Genomic DNA, 16583 nt, shown 5'->3' with positions numbered 1-16583 from the left:
CAATGGATTCCTAATATGGAAGCAAACATAAAAATTGCAGGATTTATAAAAATCCTGCAATCATATCTCTTCCGGCAGCGGAGAAGGTGCGGCAGCAACATCCCGCTGTCACTGCGCTTGCAGCGCAGACAGCTCTTCCTCAGTCAGATACCGCCACTTCCCCTCCGGCAGCGCGCCCAGCTCCAAAGCGTGCTCCCGCACCCGCCGCAGCCGAAGGACCGTCAGCCCGCATTGGGTGCACATACGCCGAATCTGGCGATTCTTTCCTTCGTGAATGACCACGCTTAGCCGCGCCCGGTCCCCGTTTTTGAAAAGCACCGCCACCGTGGCCGGAGAAATACGCTCCCCTTCAAGCTCCGTAACAGCCCCAAGAGCCGCGTCCGCCCCAGCCCGGAAACCGGAAACCTCCACCTCATAGGTTTTATCAATCTGAAAGCTGGGGTGAATCATCCGCTGCATCAGCGCCCCATCGTTGGTCAGCAGCAGCAGCCCCTCAGAATCCATATCCAGCCGCCCCACCGGGAACACCCGCGCCCCCGCGTCCTTTACCAGCTCTGCCACCGTGGGACGACCCTTCTCGTCGGAAAGAGTGGTCACATAGCCCCGGGGCTTGTTCAGCAATATGTACGTTTTGTGTTCTTTCAGCCCAAGCGGAGCGCCGTCCACACGCACGTCGTCCCGATCCGGGTCGGCCCGGTCGCCCAAATAAGCAATCTGGCCGTTCACCGTCACCCGCCCGCCGGTAATCCATTTCTCCGCCGCCCGGCGGGAGCACAGCCCCGCGGCGGACAGCAGCTTTTGCAGACGTTCCTCCATGTCCGCCGCTCCCTTCTGTGTGTCAAAATTGGAAAGGCCGCGCTTGCCGCGCGGCCCCAGACCGTCGGGATGGGTTTCCCGCGCCAAACGGTCTGAATATTTCGGAACTCCGCGCCGCCTGACGGCGCACTCAGCACTTTTTCAGCAATTCACCCATGCGACGCAGCAGGCTTGAAGGAGGCTGGATGGCAGACAGCGCATCGCCGCCGCACAGCAACTCCACCCGACCCATCTCCTTACCGCTCAAGGTAAACACAGCATGTCCGACTTTCGTTCCCGCCGTCACCGGGGCCTTTACACTCTCCGGCAGCTCAAATCGAACCTCCAGCTTCTCTCCCTGCGCCAGAGGCCAGGAAAAGCTCTCCGCCGCCACCACAGGGATTGCGGTGCTCACGCCCCCGGTCACCGCCAGCGTCCCAACCGTTTCGCCGATGGTCATGGCCCGGTAAGCAGGATATTGAGAAAACCCATAGTCATACAGCGCGGCGTGATCCGCCCAGTCGTTCCCATCCTGCAGCGTCACCGCCACCAAGCGCTGTCCGTTTCGCCGCGCGCAGGATACCAGCGTGCGGCCCGCCGCCTTGGTGTAGCCGGTTTTCAGGCCGATGCAGCCATCCACATAGGAGAGCAGCTTGTTATGATTGGTCAGCGTCCGCCCGCCGACGGTGACGCTGCGGGTGGAGACGATGCGGGCAAATGATTCGTTGTTCATAGCGGCACAGGCAAGCACCGCCATGTCTCTGGCGGTGGAATAGTGCTTTTCGTCGTCCAGCCCGTTGGGATTTGCAAAGGAGGTGCCGCTCATTCCCAGCTCCTTTGCCTTTTGGTTCATCAGCTTCACGAATTTTTCCGTGCTGCCCGCCACGCCCTGCGCCACAGCCACGGCCGCGTCGTTTCCGGAGGAAAGCATCAGCCCGTACAGGAGGGTTTCCAGCGTCAGCTTCTCCCCCGCCTTCAGGTACATGGAGGAGCCCTCCGTGTTGGCAGCTTCCGCCGTGACCTTTACGGCGCCGCGCAGCTCTCCGTTTTCCAGCGCCACCAGCGCCGTCATAATTTTTGTGGTGCTGGCAATCAGCATTTTTTTGTTTTCATTTTGGGCGTACAGAACCCGGCCTGAATCCACGTCCATTAAAATGGCGGACGTAGCAGAGGTGCTGACAGCCGCAACCTTGCAAGGGAAAATGCTATACAGACATAAAAGGGCGCAAAGCAGCGCCGTGAAGCGTTTGAAGCGAGTTTTCATCCACGATCACCTTTCCACTGAGGTGACCTTAGTATACCCCCGTCAGAACTCCTCTTTTTCCTTCTTTTTGTCGAAATATTTTTCCACTTTGTCCAGAATATCCGGAGCCATATCCACCAGCCGATCCACGGTGGATACCGGCGGCAGGGAAACCGGCAGAACACGGGTGGTTCCGTCCTTAATCACAAGAAACGCCACGGGGACAATTTTTACGCCCGCGCCGCTGCCGCCGCCAAAATTTTGGGGCTGGGTCGCGCCATAGTCTCCTCCGCCGCTGCCAAAGCCGAAGCTGACCTTGGAGATGGGGATGAGGGTCACGCCGTCGGGCGTGTTAATCGGCTGGCCCACGATGGTATTGGTGTCCACCATTTCGCGAATTTTTTCCATAGTGGAGCGCATCAGGTCGTTCAGCGGGTGCTTCTTCTCAACAGTATTATCCATAGCAATTTCCTTTCTATGCGGCAGATTCCGGCGCTTCCGTCTCCGCCGCTTTTTCCTGCCGCGGTTTGTCGTTTTTATGAGCCCGATAAAATTTTATAAACCAGCGCGCGCTTGGAATCAGCGCGCCAAAACCCATGGACAACAGCGTTCCCACGCGAATGGAAACGCCCACATGCCCCCGGATGTAAACATGCTCTAAGTCGTAATCCACTCCCACATGCAAGGACGGCTTGGGAATATCGATCAGTTCTTCCAGCAGCGGCATCACCGTCCACATGGCTGCGCAGACACGGCCATAGTTCTCCGCCGCGGCCGCGGGATCCTCCCGCCCTGGAAGTGTTGCTGACAGCGACAAGGGGTGGATGCGGATGCCTCGTCCAATCCGCAGCAAAATTCTTCTCATTGGCCCCCGAAAGATATGATATGCGGATTTTAAGTCCTCCACCGTGGGTATAGGAATTTTCTTCACGGCTTTTGTCAGGTCTTTCGGCTTTTTTTTCTTTTTTTCTTTTTTGGGCTTGGCAATTATTTTTACCCCGCCCTTGGCGGGCGCAACGCGAAAGCGCAGAAAACCAACGACCACGTCTGCCGAGACAATCTCAGCAATGTCCACCCGGATGCCCAGCCGCACCCTGCACAGCAGGAGAAATAAGATCGCCAGACCAACCAGAATTTTCAGTAAGAGCAAGGTTCCCCCCTCCTTCCGCGGCATTCCCGGGCGGCAAGGCTTATTCGCCTTGTTCCGCCCCGTCGTTCTCCTCGGTCTCCCGCAGTTCGCCCTCCGGGTCCACAATCTCGCCGTTATCCCCCAGGCGCATCTGTCCGGCACCGCCAAAATCCGGAAGTTCCGGCAAATCCTCCAGCGAGTGAAGATGAAACGAGCGGAGAAAATTTTTCGTGGTACGGTACAGCCGAGGACGCCCCGGTACCTGAAGCCGCCCGCAATCCTCAATCAGCTTTCGGTCCAGCAGCAGCCCCACAGTGTAGGCGCTGTCCACTCCCCGAATCTGGTCCACATATGCCCGGGTCACGGGCTGATAATAGGCGATGACCGTCAACACCTCCAGCGCGGGCTGGCTGAGCTTGGCGGGCTTTCGGATTTCAAAGGCCCTGCGGATTACCTCCGCATAGTCCGGCGCCGAGCATAGCTGCCACGTATCCTCCACATGGAGCAGCCGTACGCCACGGCGGTCATAGGCATAGTGATCCATCAGGTTTTGCAGCACCCGCTCCGCCGTGGGACGGTCCGCCTCCAGCGCGATGCAGATGCGGTCGATATGCACCGGGTCGCCGGAGGCAAACAAAATACCCTCCACGGCGGACTCGATTTCCTTCATGTCCAAATTTTCCATGCCGTTTTCCTTACAGTGTCAGATTTTCGGGAAGCTCCTGCTCCTGCTTCACGGTGCAGTCCGTCTCGGACCCGGCCAGCCGAATGATGCTGGCGCGGCACAGCTCCAGCACCGCCAAAAACGTGGCCACCACCTCGCTGCGGGTCCGGTTTCCCCGGAACAACAGCAAAAACCGGGTAATTCCCTCGCTTTTAAGCCTCTGGATAATATCCCTTGCCTTGCTCTCCACGGGATATGGTTCATGGCGTACGATGTCTGCAAAAGCCGCTCTGGGGGGCGGCAGTGTCCGCTCCGAACGCTCCCGAATGTCCGCCATGGCCAGAATCAGATCTACCGGGTCCTGATCATATTCAAAAATCTTTCCCCGCTCCACCGGTTCCGGCTGGCGGAAGACGACGCTGCGACCAAACTCCCCCATGGGCTCCAACCGCTTGGCCGCCGCCTTCACAACGCCATAGCTCTCACTCCGGCGGCGCTCTTCCAACGACTTGATCAGAGCGTCCATTTCGCCCCGAGCCTCCTCGTCCTCAATGGACAGAAGCATCCGCGTCTTGAGATAGATGAGATGGGAGGCCATGGAGATAAATTCGCTGGCCACCTCCAAATCCATCTGCTTGCGGGCCTCCAGCCAGCAAAGATACTGGCCGCAAATCAGGGAGATGGCGATGTCCTGAATTTCCAGCTTGTTTTTGCCCAACAAAAATAAAATTAAGTCCAGCGGCCCCTCAAAGTCCTGCATTTCTTCCTGCGCTTTGGCCCGGACCACTTTTTCCAGCTTGAATACAGGACTGTCCAACAATCGTTCACCTCAATAAATCAGGTTCACCATAGCGGTGTACACGCCGTAGATACCTTGTCCAATCAGTCCTCCACCCACATTTGCAAAGGAAAGCAACAACAGCAGCAGCATTCCGTACCGCTCGTAGCGCATCAGCGTGAAATAAGCCTTATCGGGCAACAGTGCGCCCAAGACCTTTGACCCGTCCAGCGGCGGAATGGGGATCAGGTTAAACAGCCCCAGCCCGATGGAGAGAATGGCGGTGGAGTGCAGAAAATTGAAAATGCCGTCCCACGCCGGCGTATACTCCGCGTACATGTAAATTCCACGGCTGGCAAAAAGCAGCGCCAGCGCCAATGCTAAATTAGAGAGCGGCCCCGCCAGCGCCGTCAGCGCCATTCCCCGTTTCGGGTCCTTGAAATAGCGCGGGTCCACCGGCACGGGCTTCGCCCAGCCAAAGCCCACGGTAAACATCATGGCAAGTCCAAACCAGTCGATGTGCCGCAGGGGATTTAAGGACAGCCGGTGCAGTTCCTTTGCGGTTTTATCTCCTAATGACAGGGCGGCCAGACCGTGGCACGTCTCGTGCACCGTCAGGCACAGAAGGACGGACGCTACCCGCAGCACCGCATCCAGCATGGAGGAAAGGTCAAGCTGCACAAGCAGCGCCTGAATATAATGCAGCAAAGTAATCTCCTTGCGTTAAACGCATTTTAAAGTCAATGCCCATATTATAGCAGTTTTTCCCTTTCATGACAAGGAGAATCCTTGGAAAAGCGCGCAAAAGAACGGGCGGGGAAAGCATAGCCTTCCCCGCCCATCCGTATCCGACGTTATCTTCCCTTTTGCAGCAGCATATCCAGCACAAGGTCGTCCATTTTGGGCGAACCGTCGTTGCCAAGCTTCACAAAGTTGGCGATGGTCACCTCCGGGTCCTTCTCCACAATGCCGTCGGTGTGCTTCACGGTCTCGTCCCGCAGAGCCATTGCCGCGCAGTGGAAAGAGGTAAACACGCAGGTGGAGATTTTCAGCGCGCAGTCAGCCTTTGCCCCGTCGCACAGCATCCCCGTCACGTCTCCCAGCATATTGTTGACAGCGTAGCCGACCTGTTGTAAGCTGCCTCCCAATAAGTACACCAGTCCGCAGGCAGCGCCCGTGGCGGCGATGGTGGCGCCGCAAAGGCCGGAGAGAAGACCGAAGTCCGCGTGAATGTGGATGGATATGAGATGGCTCAGCGTCACGGCTCGGAACATTCGCTCGTCGTCAATCTTCAGGGACTTTGCCGCAGAGACAATGGGCATCGTTGCGGTAATCCCCTGATTCCCGGAGCCGGAATTTGTGACCACCGGCGCGTTGGCCCCCGCCATGCGGGCGTCCGCCGCGCTGGATGTGACGGCCACGGCCTCCAGCATCACATCGCTGCCCATCAGCCCGGATTCCTGACTTTTGCGGATGTGCCGCCCCACGTTCAGACCGAAGTTGCCCTCCGCGCCCACCTTTGCAATTTCACTGTTGATTTTGATGGCCTGCTCAATCATGTGCAGGTCGTCTTTTTCCCGGTCCAGCGTTTCCACGAATTCATAAATCGTCTGAATACTCAAGGTATCCTTAATGACCTGCGGCGTGATGGGATCGGCGGCAGCCTCCTGCGCAGCCGTCTCCAGCGCTTTGTGGTCCGCCTCCACCAATGTCACATTGGTGTGGGCCCCCCGGATAATCGCGCGGGACTGATGCGCGTCGTTGGTCAGCTCCACCTCTACATAAAGCTTATCCGGTTCCTTCGTCCGGCCCATCTCCACCTGACCGCTTTGCACCAGCTCCAAGGCCTTGGCCACATCCTCCGGCGAAGCGCCGTCCACCACCTGTAATCGGCGCTCCACCCGTCCGCATACGGCGCCCAGCGCCGCCGCGTAGTTCATGCCGGTGCACTCCGTTCCCGGTATGCCGGCAGCCATTGCGTTCTTGATGATGTTGACGCTGGCCAGCACCTTTACGTGGGTGGGTTCTCCCATCAGGTGCTCCCGGGCGACAGCAGCGGTCAAGGCAATCGCCGCCGGCTCCGTACACCCGGTAGCCAGCATCATTTCGTGGTTCAGTATCTGACAGATCAAAGTACGATTCATGACAGTCCTCCTTTTAACATTTGTTTTCGTGGAAAAGACGCATCTGATTCTGTTCGTATTTTATCACCGCCCGCATCAGAAAGCAAGAATAGATAGATACCTCCGCCCCTGATTCCGGGAGGGTTTGAGAAGTCTTACATTCCATTCAATTTGTGCCAAAGGAAGGCGTCAAAAAAGCAGCGGACATTCCTCCGTCAGAGAAACGTCCACTGTCTCGTATTTATCTTTTTGCGTGCTTTCCACCTCTGGGAGAATCTGTTTTAACCAATACGCGAGGGTTATAGCTTGCTTCGGTATGCCTCTGCCCCGTCCAGCAACTCTCCCGCGCTTTGCAGCAACGCATCTGTCACCTTGCTGCCGCCGGTGATGCGGGCCAGCTCTTCCATACGCCGCCGACGGTCCAACTGAAGCACCTCAGTAAAGGTCCTTCCGCCCCGCTCTCCTTTTTCCACGGAAAAATGTACGTCTGCCATGGCCGCAAGCTGAGGAAGGTGCGTCACGCACAGCACCTGCTTGTGCCGGGAGACTTGGGCCAGCTTTTCCGCCACCTTCTGTGCCGCCCTGCCGGAAACACCGGTGTCCACCTCGTCGAACACCAGCGTGCCAATCCGCTCCTGCTCTGCCAGTACATTTTTCAGCGCCAGCATAATGCGGGCCAACTCGCCGCCGGAGGCAATCCGGGCAATGGGCTTCAAGTCCTCTCCGGCGTTGGCGGACATCAGAAAGCGGATGGCGTCGCATCCATCGGGCCCCGGCTCACCAGGCGTAAATTCAATGGAAAACCGGACCCGGCCCATGTCCAGATCTTCCAGCTCTTTCAAAATCCGCTTCTCCAGCTCTCCGGCGGCAGATTTCCGCGTCTTTGTCAGCGCTGCGCCCGCTACAACGGTCTTCTTCTCAGCGGCAGAAAGCTGGCCTGCCAGACGAGCCAGCGTGTCGTCCGCTGTCTCAATCTCGTCCAGTTCTCGGCGGCTCCGGTCCAGATAGGTCAGCATGTCCTCCACCGTGGCACCGTATTTTTTCTTCAGGCGGTAGATCTGGTCCGCCCGGCTCTCCACCGTGTCCAGCTCCTCCGGTGAAAAGTCAAACTCCCCCAGCATATCCCGCACGGAATCCGCAAGGTCATATGCTTCACAGCGAAGCTGTTCCAGCCGATTCCAAACTTCTTCTAGTCGTCCATTGCGCCCCTTGACATGCGCAAGACTGTTTGCCGCCTCTTGAATCAGGGACACCGCACCGCCGGTTTCATCGTCCCCGTTCAGGCAACCGTCTGCCCCCTGCACCGCCGAAAGGTACTTCTCCCCGTTGCGTAGAAGGTCCCGCCGCTCCAAAAGCTCTTCTTCCTCGCCGGGACGCAGCCCCGCCCGCTCCAGCTCTTGAATCTGAAACGTCAGGCTGTCCACTTTGCGGGCCTTTTCCGCCTCGTCCATCCGCAAGGCGTCCATCTTGCGGCGCAGCTCCGCCATGGAGCCGTAAGCGGCACGGTATTCCCCCAGTGCGCCCTCCAGTCGACCGAACGTATCCAGATACGCGCCGTGCCGCTCCTCGTCCAGAAGCTGCTGCCCGTCGTGCTGACCATGGATATTCAAAAGCTCCGCGCCCAGTATCCGCAGCTGCGACACCGTCACCGGTCGCCCGTTGACCCGGCAGAGGTTTTTGCCGTCCGCATCCAGCTCTCGCTGGAGAATCAGAAGCCCCTCCTCGTCCAACGCCCCGCCGCACTGGGCAAGGCCGGGAAGGTCTGCCTCCACTCCGGAAAACTCCGCACTGACCAGCGCCCGCTTGCTGCCGGTGCGAATCAGGTCCCGAGAGGTTCTGCCCCCCAGCACCGCTCCCATAGCGTCAATGACAATGGATTTGCCCGCGCCGGTTTCGCCGGTGAGGGCGTTGAAGCCCGGGCGGAACTGAATGTCCGCCTGCTCGATAACTGCGATATTTTCAATGTGCAGCAGCTCCAGCATGGCTTCCTCCCCCTTTTCTATTCTGTAATGATACTTCCCTTTACATGTTGATCATTTCCTGAATTTCTTTACAGAAGGTTTCTGCCGAAGCGATGTCCCGCATCACCAAAAACGCGGTGTCGTCCCCCGCCAGACTTCCCAGCATATAGCCCAAATCCATGTCGTCCAATGCGGCGCAGGCGGCGCTGGCCAGTCCCGGCATGGTTTTCACCACCACGATGTTTTGTGCGTTTTCAATACCCGTGATGCTCTCCCGGAAGATGGTGCGCAGCTTCTCTGCGAAATTCAGACGGGTTCGGTTTCCAGACACAGAATATTTATACACCCCGTGCCCCACCGGCTCCTTTATGAGGTGCATCTGCTTGATATCCCGGGAAATGGTGGCCTGCGTGCTGGACACGCCTCGGGCCTGCAGCCGCTCCAAAAGCTGCTCCTGCGTCTCAATATCCTCCTGCCCGATAATCTCCAAAATCAGCATTTGCCGTTCATTTTTCATCTTCCTGTCCTCCCGGCAGCATTTTTCTTGCAAAGATTTCACAAAAACTTTTTTCGGTCAGCCGCACCAGCTTCAGCTCGTACTTGGACCGGCGCACCTGTACCTCGTCTTCCGCATGGAGGGAAAATCCCCTGCTCTCGTCCACAAACAGATACACCGGTTTGCGTCCGTTTCGCTCTGTGCGGATGGACAGTGTGTGTCCAGGCGAGAGAACATACGAAGAAAACCGCATATTATGCGTACAGATAGGGCAGACCACCATGGCCTCGGCCTCCGGCTCCACCACGGGACCACCGGCAGAGAGGGAATAAGCCGTGGACCCGGTGGGCGTGGCGATAATCACACCGTCTCCGGCAATGTCTGCCAGATGATGACCGTCAGACTCAATCCGCAGATGAATCACATGAGAGATGGGACCTTCCCGGATCACAGCGTCGTTCAGCCCCAGATTCGTGTAGACGGACCGACCGTTCCGCAGGACATTCACGTCCAGCATCATCCGACTCTCCGTTTCAAAATCCCAGACTGCCAGCCGCCGCAGCATCTCCAGCTCGCCCAGCTCCAACTCTGCGATGAAGCCAAGACTCCCTGTGTTGACGCCCAGCACCGGCACCTTATTCAGCGCCGCCAGTTTGGCAAGGTGCAGAATCGTGCCGTCTCCGCCCAGCGTAATCAGCAGATCCGCCGAGCGCAGCTCGTGGGTCAGTGGGCGCACCTCCAAATCCGCAAAGGAGGTTCCCTCCCGTTGGTCGCGGAAAGGCGAACACACCACCGTCCGATAGCCACACTCGTGCAAAATGGCACGAGCGGCTTTTGTGGCGCTCATATCCCGATCCCGACTGGGGTTGGGACAAAGAATGATCTTTTTGCCCTCTTTCATGTCTCCGCGCCCCCCTTCTCCGGCAGGTCCGTGTGCGATTCCTCTACCAGAGCACGCAAATCAAAACCCGGCGCCTCCTCCGACGCGCCACAGCGCAGGAACCCCAGATACTCGATGTTGCCCTCAGGTCCTCGAATAGGAGAGTATGTCAATCCAGCCACTATAAAGCCAGATTCCTTTGCATGGTCCAAAAAATGCTCCAGCACCTCGCGGTGTACCTCCGGGTCCCGGACCACGCCTTTTTTACCGACCTTTTCCCGGCCTGCCTCAAATTGCGGTTTCACGAGACACACCGCGCCGCCTTCCTGCTTCAAAAGCCCCCTCAGGGCGGGCAGAATCAGCTTTAGGGAGATAAAGCTCACATCCACGCTGGCAAAATCCAGCTCGTCCGGCACCTGCTCGTGGGTGAGATATCGGGCGTTTGTCCGTTCCAGACATGCCACCCGCGGGTCAGACCGCAGCTTCCATGCAAGCTGACCATAGCCCACATCCACGGCGTAAACTTTCTTTGCTCCGCTTTGAAGCATACAATCGGTAAAGCCGCCGGTGGAGGCCCCGATGTCGCCGCAGATGCTCTCTTTCAAATCAATTGGAAACACGGACATGGCCTTTTCAAGCTTCAGTCCGCCCCGGCTCACATAAGCAAGCCCGCCACCCCGAACTTCAATTTCCTCGTCCACGGAATAGGCGGTTCCGGGCTTGTCCGCCCGCTGGCCCTTTACAAATACCAGACCGCTCATGATAACAGCCTGCGCCTTTTGCCGACTTTCCAGCAAGCCCCGCTCCACCAGCAGCAGGTCCAGCCGTTTCTTTTCACTCATGCTATGTCCTCCCCGCGAAATAACGCGGTATCCTCAACGGATTCCCTCTAAAACGGCCTTTACAACGCCCTCTGCGTCCAAACCAAGACTGTGCCGCAGCTCTTCAACGGACCCCGCCGGAACAAAGCTGCGGCCAAGGTTCTTGAAAAGCATCCGCTTGGGCGCGCTGCCCCGGGCGGCAAGAATGCCGCCGACTCTTTGTCCTACGCAGCCGGAGCCGCAGCAGTCCTCCACCGCGAGAATGCATTCGCAGCCGGAGAGCGCGGGCGCCAAATCCTCGTAATCCAGCGGCGCAATGCGGTTCAGCTTCACCACACCGGCGTGGACCCCCTGCTTCTCCAGTAAATCAGCCGCGTCCAACGCCTGATTCACCAGCACACCGTAGGTCAGGATGGTCACGTCCTTCCCTTCCCGCAGCCGCACGGCGGCAGCTTCTCCGCCGTCCTCCCGGTAGCGGCCCTCGCCGCCTCTGGGATAGCGGACGGCCACCGGCCCTTCGCACTCTAAAACCGCGCTGCGCAGCATTTGCCGCAACTCTGCAAAGCTGGCGGGGCAATACACCGTCATCCCCGGAACGGTGGGCAAAAACAGCGCGTCAAACGCGCCGTGGTGCGTCTCTCCGTCATTTCCCACAAGACCTGCCCGGTCCACCGCCAGGACCACATGAAGCCCCTCCAACGCCACATCGTGGAGCAGCATGTCATAGCTTCGCTGTAAAAAGGTGGAATACACCGCGAATACGGGGATCATCCCCTGCGATGCAAGGCCCCCGGCCATGGCCGCGCCGTGTCCCTCGGCAATGGCAACATCAAAAAATCTCTTTGGAAATTCCTTTTGGAAGAGGTCCAGCCCCGTTCCGTCCGCCATGGCGGCGGTGATGGCGCACACCCGTGGGTCCCGGGCGGCAAGGGAGACGAGGGTCTTTCCAAAAACAGAGGAAAAGCTCTCTGTCTCCGGCTTTTTTAAAAGTCCGGTCGCCGCGTCGAACGGCCCGATGCCGTGGAACCTGCCCGGATCCCGCTGGGCAGGGGCATAGCCCCGCCCCTTCTCCGTGTGTACGTGGACCACCACCGGGCAGCGCAGCTCTCTGGCCCATTGGAGCATGTCGCACAGCCGGTCGATATCATGTCCGTTAATCGGCCCTAAGTAATTGAAGCCCATGTCCTCAAACAGCGTACTTCCGGGCCACAGGGCTTTTTTCAAAGAAGTTTTCATCCGGTGATTAAAGCGGTAAAGCCCACTTTTCATGGGTTCTGCGCCAAACAGGCTTCGATACCACTTTTTAAAATGATAATAGGCAGGCTTGCTTCGGATTTTCCCCAAATGCCTGCTCACCGCCCCCACGTTGGGGTTGATGGACATGCCGTTGTCATTCAAAATCACAATTAACGGCTCTTTAGAGGCGCCTGCATTGTTCAGCCCCTCATAGGCAAGTCCACCGGACAGCGCCCCATCCCCGATGAGGGCCAGAACGCTGTGGTTCTTCCCCGTCAATGTTCTGGCCCGGGCCATGCCCAGCGCCACGGAGACGGAGTTGGAAGCGTGGCCCGCCACAAACGCGTCGTGCTCGCTCTCATAGGGCTTAGGGAAGCCCGACAGGCCCCCGAACTGCCGCAAAGAGCCGAACAGCTCTTTACGTCCCGTCAACGCCTTGTGGACATAGCACTGATGCCCCACATCAAACACCAGCCGGTCGCTGGCGGTGTCGAACACCCGATGGATTGCCACCGTCAGCTCCACCACACCAAGATTGGAGGCCATGTGACCGCCGGTTTGGGAAACCTGCTCAATCAAAAACCGCCGGAGCTCGTCGCACAGCGTATCCAGCTCCCCGCGGCTCAGCGCTTTCACGTCCGCGGGAGAATTGATGGTTTCAAGAATCATAGGTGTCTCTCTTTTCAAAAATTACAGAGCACCCCCGCTCTTCATTTGGAGAAGCGATGGAATACGTGCAAAAGCTTTCCCGCAAGGAAAACCACGCGGGTGCTCTGATTGATGGCCAGTGATTTGCCCAGCGCCTTCCCGCCGATGGTCAGGCCGGAAATAACCGCTGTGACCCCCGCGCCCAAAAGCACGCTGTGTACATCCAATAGCATCTGAAGCCGGGCCACAATGACGGCGGCGGTGGTGCCGGAGACGATGCCGCAGATGTCGCCCACCACGTCGTTGCAGAAGCTGCTGACGCGCCCGGCGTTGCGAAGAAGCATAATTGCCTCCGACGCACCCGGCTCTTTATGGGCGGCCATGGAGTGAAAGGGCCGCTCGTCGGCGGCGGTAACGGCAACGCCGATGATATCAAATAAAATGCCAAGTCCGATAAATCCTGCCAAAACCAGAAGCGCCGCCGCGATCCCCGCCCCGGTGAGCGCGCTTTCAGAAGCAAGGCTCAGCGCGGCAGACAGCGCCACGGCGATGAAAAAGATCCGCAGTGCCCAACGGTACTGCGGCAGCTCCGCGTCGTTTTTTCGTTTTCGTTTTGTTTTGCTCAATCTGTTGCCTCCCCGGGCACAGCAAAATTCCGCCTGAATCGGCGGTTTAAATAATTAGAATACTAAGTCGGCGGCGGTGAAAAAAGTAAATCTTACGGCTTAGGTACGGGTTGGATTTCCCCGCAGCACACCTCTCGTTGCCGATGGAGGCGGTTCCCCTTTCGGCGCTGCGTCGCGGCGTTGCCGTCCGCACGACCCGATTGCCACTTAGTCCGCACTGTAATCCTTTTTTCGCCCTTGCGACAGCCTAGATGATTTCCACCTCAGTCTGTGCGTCTTTTTAGCCTCTTTTGCAGACGGGGTTTCAAAAGGCAATAGCATCTTCCTCTCTGGCCAGAGCGGAGTCTGCCTGAATCCTCTATCCACCGCGCCCACGCAAGGCAGGCTACATCTGCACACAGCGTTACGGACGAAACCGCCCGATGCACCGCATTGCAGGTTCATAATCTGTTTCGTACGCGGGCCGGGTACCCACATGGGATTACGTCCGCGCACAAGAACAGGTCTCCACAGAAACAGGGTCGGGTTGACCATGCCATTGCTCATCGCCCTGAGTCCGCAAGCGTGAAATCACGCTTCCCCCCAGCATCCACCCAAAACTGGGCGTTTCAAGCAGACACCACGGGTTTCATCGATATGCCCTTCAGAGGATTTTTAGCCCCTCCTTGAAAGACGCAGTACTGACTAGGATACTGCGCCGCCGCTTAGCATGCTTATTATATCACGTTCCTAATAAATATACAACGATTTTTGTATATCCAAAGTGTGAATTTTTAGAACACCGGTTTGCTTTCTCAGCCAGTCCGCTCCGCCAGAGAGTCCGCCAGAGAGTCCAAAAATTCATGCTCCGAAAGCCGCGCCAGCGCAGCCTTTGCCGCTGCGGTGCACATCCGCACCGCGTTTTCGCAGCCCTCCAGCCCCAGCAGGTCCACGTAGGTGGTTTTTCCATCCGCTTTGTCGGAGCCAAGGGTTTTGCCGAGGCTTTGTTCGTCTCCCATCACGTCCAGCATGTCGTCCCGAATTTGAAATGCCACGCCCAGCTCCCGGGCATAGCTTCCAAGGGCCGTGCGCAGATCCTCTCCCGCGCCTGCCGCGGCGCAGCCCATCAGCGCCGCGCCCCGGAGCATGGCCCCGGTTTTCAGACTGTGGACCTCCAAAAGCTCCTCCCGGGTACAGGGGCTGTGCAGCGTGTCCAGCACCTGACCGGCCACCATGCCGTCCGCCCCGGCTGCCTGCGCCAGAAGCAGTGCGCAGTCTGCCCGACGAGCCGCGCCAAGGCCGGGAGCCGTTAAAATCAGACGGAACGCCTCTGGCTGGAGAGCGTCTCCCGCCAGCACCGCCAGCGTCTCGCCGTAGACCTTGTGATTGGTGGGCTTGCCCCGGCGCAGGTCATCGTCGTCCATGCAGGGCAGGTCATCGTGGATGAGAGAGTAGGTGTGTATCAGCTCCACCGCGCAGGCGGGGGGCAGCGCCAATTGCCAGTCCAGCCCGCACAGGCGGGCCGCTTCCAACGTCAGCACGGGCCGCAGCCGCTTCCCCCCGGCAAGAAGGCTGTACCGCATGGCGTCGTACAGGTCCGCCCAGTGGGGCTTGTCCAAAAACAAGCCTTCCAGATAGTCCTCCACCGACTGACGGTATTCTCCGTATCGCGCGTCAAACGCCGCCTTATCCATCCGATTCGTCCTCCGTATCAAAGGGCAGCTCCACCGGCGCCCCGTCCGCGCCCTTCATCAGCCGCACCACCTTTTGCTCCGCCTCGTCCAGAAGCTTTCCGCAGGAGTGAATCAACCCCGTTCCCTCGTCGAACAGCGCAAGGGAGTCCGCCAGCTCCGCGTCTCCTTTTTCCATCCGGGCCACAATCTCCTCCAGACGGGCAATCTGCTGCTCAAAGGTCTGGGGTTCTTCTTTTTTCTTTCCAGCCATCACGGTCTTCCTTTCTCAACGGTACATTCAAGGGACCCCTCTCCCAGCGCCACCTCGATGCGGCTGCCTGGAAGCGCGTCCCGATAGCTTTTGAGGATGCCCTGCCCGTTCCGGGCCACGGCGTAGCCTCGGCCCAAAACCTTTAGAGGACTCATGGCGTCCAGCGACGCGGCAAGCGCGGAAAATTTCTGCCGCTTCGCCCCCACGCTTTTCTCCGACAGGTCCCCCAGCCGCTGCTGCAAATGGGTCAGTAGCATCCGCCGATCCTGCACAAAGGCAAGCTGGTCCTTCATCACCCGCTTTTCGGACAGCGTCTGAAGACGGCGGCGGCACAATTCCAGCTTCATTTCCTCCGCCTGCGCCATGCGCTCTCCCGCGCCCCGAAGCCACCGAAGCAGCTCCAATTGGTCAGGCACGGCGATTTCCGCCGCATTGGAGGGGGTGGACGCCCGTACATCCGCCACAAAATCGGAGATAGTCACATCCGGCTCGTGGCCCACGGCGGAGATCACCGGAAGCTCAGACTCGTAGATGGCCCGGGCTACCCGCTCGTCGTTGAAGGCCCACAGGTCCTCCATGGACCCGCCGCCCCGGCCCGTGATAATCAAGTCTCCCACGTTCCAGCGGTTTGCATACCGAATAGCTCCCGCAATTTCCGCCGGGGCCTCCGCCCCCTGCACCCGCACCGGCAGCAGCGCAACCTCGGCGGCAGGGAATCTGCGCCGCAGAATGCGAAGCATATCATGAATTGCTGCCCCGGCGGAGGAAGTGACGATGGCAATTCGCCGGGGATAGCGGGGCAGAGGCTTTTTGTGGGCCGCGTCAAACAGGCCTTCCTCCAGCAGCTTTGCTTTGAGCTGCTCAAAGGCCACCGCCAGATCGCCCACCCCGTCCGGCGACAGGCCGCCGCAGTAAAGCTGATAGGCTCCGTCTCTCGGGAAGACGGAAATCCGCCCCTGTGCGATGGCCTTCATGCCGTTTTCAGGGCGAAACCGCAGTCTTTGGGCCTGAGATCGAAACATGACGCACCGCAGCGCGCTATCCTTATCCTTCAGCGTAAAATAGTGGTGTCCCGAGGGGTAAATCTTGTAGTTGGACAGCTCCCCCCGCACCAGAATGTCCTGTAAAATCGGCTCCCCGTCCAGCAGAGCCTTCACATATTCGTTGACCTGAGAAACCTGATAGACAGGCTGTTCCACAAACGCACCTTCTTCCTTGCGGTTCTTTCGTATTTGGGCAAAAAACAGGGCGGGCATGACT

At 58.6% G+C, this 16583-nt stretch carries 17 protein-coding genes; all 17 read right to left on the bottom strand.

Translation table 11 applies throughout. The annotated features are described in order from the left end of the window. Window positions 1-108: 108 nt before the first annotated feature. Window positions 109-816 (bottom strand): pseudouridine synthase, encoded by a 708-nt coding sequence (locus RTU96_RS10020; protein ID WP_312636448.1) that lies wholly within the window; start codon window positions 814-816, stop codon window positions 109-111. 130 nt (window positions 817-946) lie between these two features. Then, window positions 947-2059: a D-alanyl-D-alanine carboxypeptidase family protein gene (locus tag RTU96_RS10015; RefSeq protein WP_312636447.1), complete on the bottom strand. Its 1113-nt coding sequence runs from the start codon at window positions 2057-2059 to the stop codon at window positions 947-949. A 42-nt stretch (window positions 2060-2101) separates the two neighbouring features. Further along, window positions 2102-2500 (bottom strand): GerW family sporulation protein, encoded by a 399-nt coding sequence (ytfJ, locus tag RTU96_RS10010; RefSeq protein ID WP_293009119.1) that lies wholly within the window; start codon window positions 2498-2500, stop codon window positions 2102-2104. 13 nt (window positions 2501-2513) lie between these two features. Then, window positions 2514-3188 carry a hypothetical protein gene (locus RTU96_RS10005; RefSeq protein WP_312636446.1) on the bottom strand — a complete coding sequence of 225 codons (675 nt, stop codon included), beginning with the start codon at window positions 3186-3188 and terminating at the stop codon, window positions 2514-2516. A gap of 40 nt (window positions 3189-3228) precedes the next feature. Continuing rightward, on the bottom strand, window positions 3229-3843 hold the full coding sequence (gene scpB, locus RTU96_RS10000; protein ID WP_294854810.1) for an SMC-Scp complex subunit ScpB: 615 nt from the start codon (window positions 3841-3843) through the stop codon (window positions 3229-3231). Between the two features lie 19 nt (window positions 3844-3862). After that, window positions 3863-4648 carry a ScpA family protein gene (locus RTU96_RS09995; RefSeq protein WP_312636445.1) on the bottom strand — a complete coding sequence of 262 codons (786 nt, stop codon included), beginning with the start codon at window positions 4646-4648 and terminating at the stop codon, window positions 3863-3865. A gap of 12 nt (window positions 4649-4660) precedes the next feature. Then, on the bottom strand, window positions 4661-5317 hold the full coding sequence (locus RTU96_RS09990; protein WP_312636444.1) for a site-2 protease family protein: 657 nt from the start codon (window positions 5315-5317) through the stop codon (window positions 4661-4663). A 146-nt stretch (window positions 5318-5463) separates the two neighbouring features. Then, window positions 5464-6753 carry an L-serine ammonia-lyase, iron-sulfur-dependent, subunit alpha gene (locus RTU96_RS09985; RefSeq protein WP_312636443.1) on the bottom strand — a complete coding sequence of 430 codons (1290 nt, stop codon included), beginning with the start codon at window positions 6751-6753 and terminating at the stop codon, window positions 5464-5466. 278 nt (window positions 6754-7031) lie between these two features. After that, window positions 7032-8714 carry a DNA repair protein RecN gene (recN, locus tag RTU96_RS09980; RefSeq protein WP_312636442.1) on the bottom strand — a complete coding sequence of 561 codons (1683 nt, stop codon included), beginning with the start codon at window positions 8712-8714 and terminating at the stop codon, window positions 7032-7034. Window positions 8715-8754: 40 nt separating this feature from the next. Further along, window positions 8755-9210: an arginine repressor gene (locus tag RTU96_RS09975; protein WP_312636441.1), complete on the bottom strand. Its 456-nt coding sequence runs from the start codon at window positions 9208-9210 to the stop codon at window positions 8755-8757. Further along, window positions 9200-10090, bottom strand: coding sequence for an NAD(+)/NADH kinase (locus RTU96_RS09970; RefSeq protein WP_312636440.1), 891 nt, complete (start codon window positions 10088-10090; stop codon window positions 9200-9202). Before RTU96_RS09970 ends, RTU96_RS09975 begins: the two co-directional genes overlap by 11 nt. Then, complete coding sequence (locus RTU96_RS09965; protein ID WP_312636439.1) at window positions 10087-10911, bottom strand: TlyA family RNA methyltransferase; 825 nt, start codon at window positions 10909-10911, stop codon at window positions 10087-10089. Before RTU96_RS09965 ends, RTU96_RS09970 begins: the two co-directional genes overlap by 4 nt. A gap of 33 nt (window positions 10912-10944) precedes the next feature. Further along, window positions 10945-12813: a 1-deoxy-D-xylulose-5-phosphate synthase gene (gene dxs, locus RTU96_RS09960; protein ID WP_312636438.1), complete on the bottom strand. Its 1869-nt coding sequence runs from the start codon at window positions 12811-12813 to the stop codon at window positions 10945-10947. 23 nt (window positions 12814-12836) lie between these two features. Continuing rightward, entirely contained in the window at window positions 12837-13400 is a 564-nt protein-coding gene (locus RTU96_RS09955; RefSeq protein WP_312636437.1) for a hypothetical protein, read from the bottom strand. A 794-nt stretch (window positions 13401-14194) separates the two neighbouring features. Beyond that, on the bottom strand, window positions 14195-15073 hold the full coding sequence (locus RTU96_RS09950) for a farnesyl diphosphate synthase (protein ID WP_312636436.1): 879 nt from the start codon (window positions 15071-15073) through the stop codon (window positions 14195-14197). Beyond that, the gene (gene xseB, locus RTU96_RS09945) at window positions 15066-15323 is read right to left on the bottom strand and encodes an exodeoxyribonuclease VII small subunit (protein ID WP_293009767.1); all 258 of its coding nucleotides are present in this window, start codon (window positions 15321-15323) and stop codon (window positions 15066-15068) included. Before xseB ends, RTU96_RS09950 begins: the two co-directional genes overlap by 8 nt. Then, complete coding sequence (gene xseA / locus RTU96_RS09940; RefSeq protein ID WP_312636435.1) at window positions 15323-16579, bottom strand: exodeoxyribonuclease VII large subunit; 1257 nt, start codon at window positions 16577-16579, stop codon at window positions 15323-15325. Before xseA ends, xseB begins: the two co-directional genes overlap by 1 nt. Window positions 16580-16583 lie beyond the last annotated feature (4 nt).

Origin of the sequence: Oscillibacter sp. (assembly GCF_032018205.1) — a bacterium.
GTDB lineage: Bacteria > Bacillota > Clostridia > Oscillospirales > Oscillospiraceae > Oscillibacter.
Note: the sequence above shows the minus strand (reverse complement) of the source record. Positions and strands in the feature narration are given on the sequence as shown.

Excerpts from the sequence above, each read along its gene's own strand:
- RTU96_RS10020 (WP_312636448.1), bottom strand. The coding sequence starts at position 816 with ATGGAGGAACGTCTGCAAAAGCTGCTGTCCGCCGCGGGGCTGTGCTCC.
- RTU96_RS10015 (WP_312636447.1), bottom strand. The coding sequence starts at position 2,059 with ATGAAAACTCGCTTCAAACGCTTCACGGCGCTGCTTTGCGCCCTTTTA.
- ytfJ (WP_293009119.1), bottom strand. The coding sequence starts at position 2,500 with ATGGATAATACTGTTGAGAAGAAGCACCCGCTGAACGACCTGATGCGC.
- RTU96_RS09985 (WP_312636443.1), bottom strand. The coding sequence starts at position 6,753 with ATGAATCGTACTTTGATCTGTCAGATACTGAACCACGAAATGATGCTG.
- recN (WP_312636442.1), bottom strand. The coding sequence starts at position 8,714 with ATGCTGGAGCTGCTGCACATTGAAAATATCGCAGTTATCGAGCAGGCG.
- RTU96_RS09975 (WP_312636441.1), bottom strand. The coding sequence starts at position 9,210 with ATGAAAAATGAACGGCAAATGCTGATTTTGGAGATTATCGGGCAGGAG.
- RTU96_RS09970 (WP_312636440.1), bottom strand. The coding sequence starts at position 10,090 with ATGAAAGAGGGCAAAAAGATCATTCTTTGTCCCAACCCCAGTCGGGAT.
- RTU96_RS09965 (WP_312636439.1), bottom strand. The coding sequence starts at position 10,911 with ATGAGTGAAAAGAAACGGCTGGACCTGCTGCTGGTGGAGCGGGGCTTG.
- RTU96_RS09950 (WP_312636436.1), bottom strand. The coding sequence starts at position 15,073 with ATGGATAAGGCGGCGTTTGACGCGCGATACGGAGAATACCGTCAGTCG.
- xseB (WP_293009767.1), bottom strand. The coding sequence starts at position 15,323 with ATGGCTGGAAAGAAAAAAGAAGAACCCCAGACCTTTGAGCAGCAGATT.
- xseA (WP_312636435.1), bottom strand. The coding sequence starts at position 16,579 with ATGCCCGCCCTGTTTTTTGCCCAAATACGAAAGAACCGCAAGGAAGAA.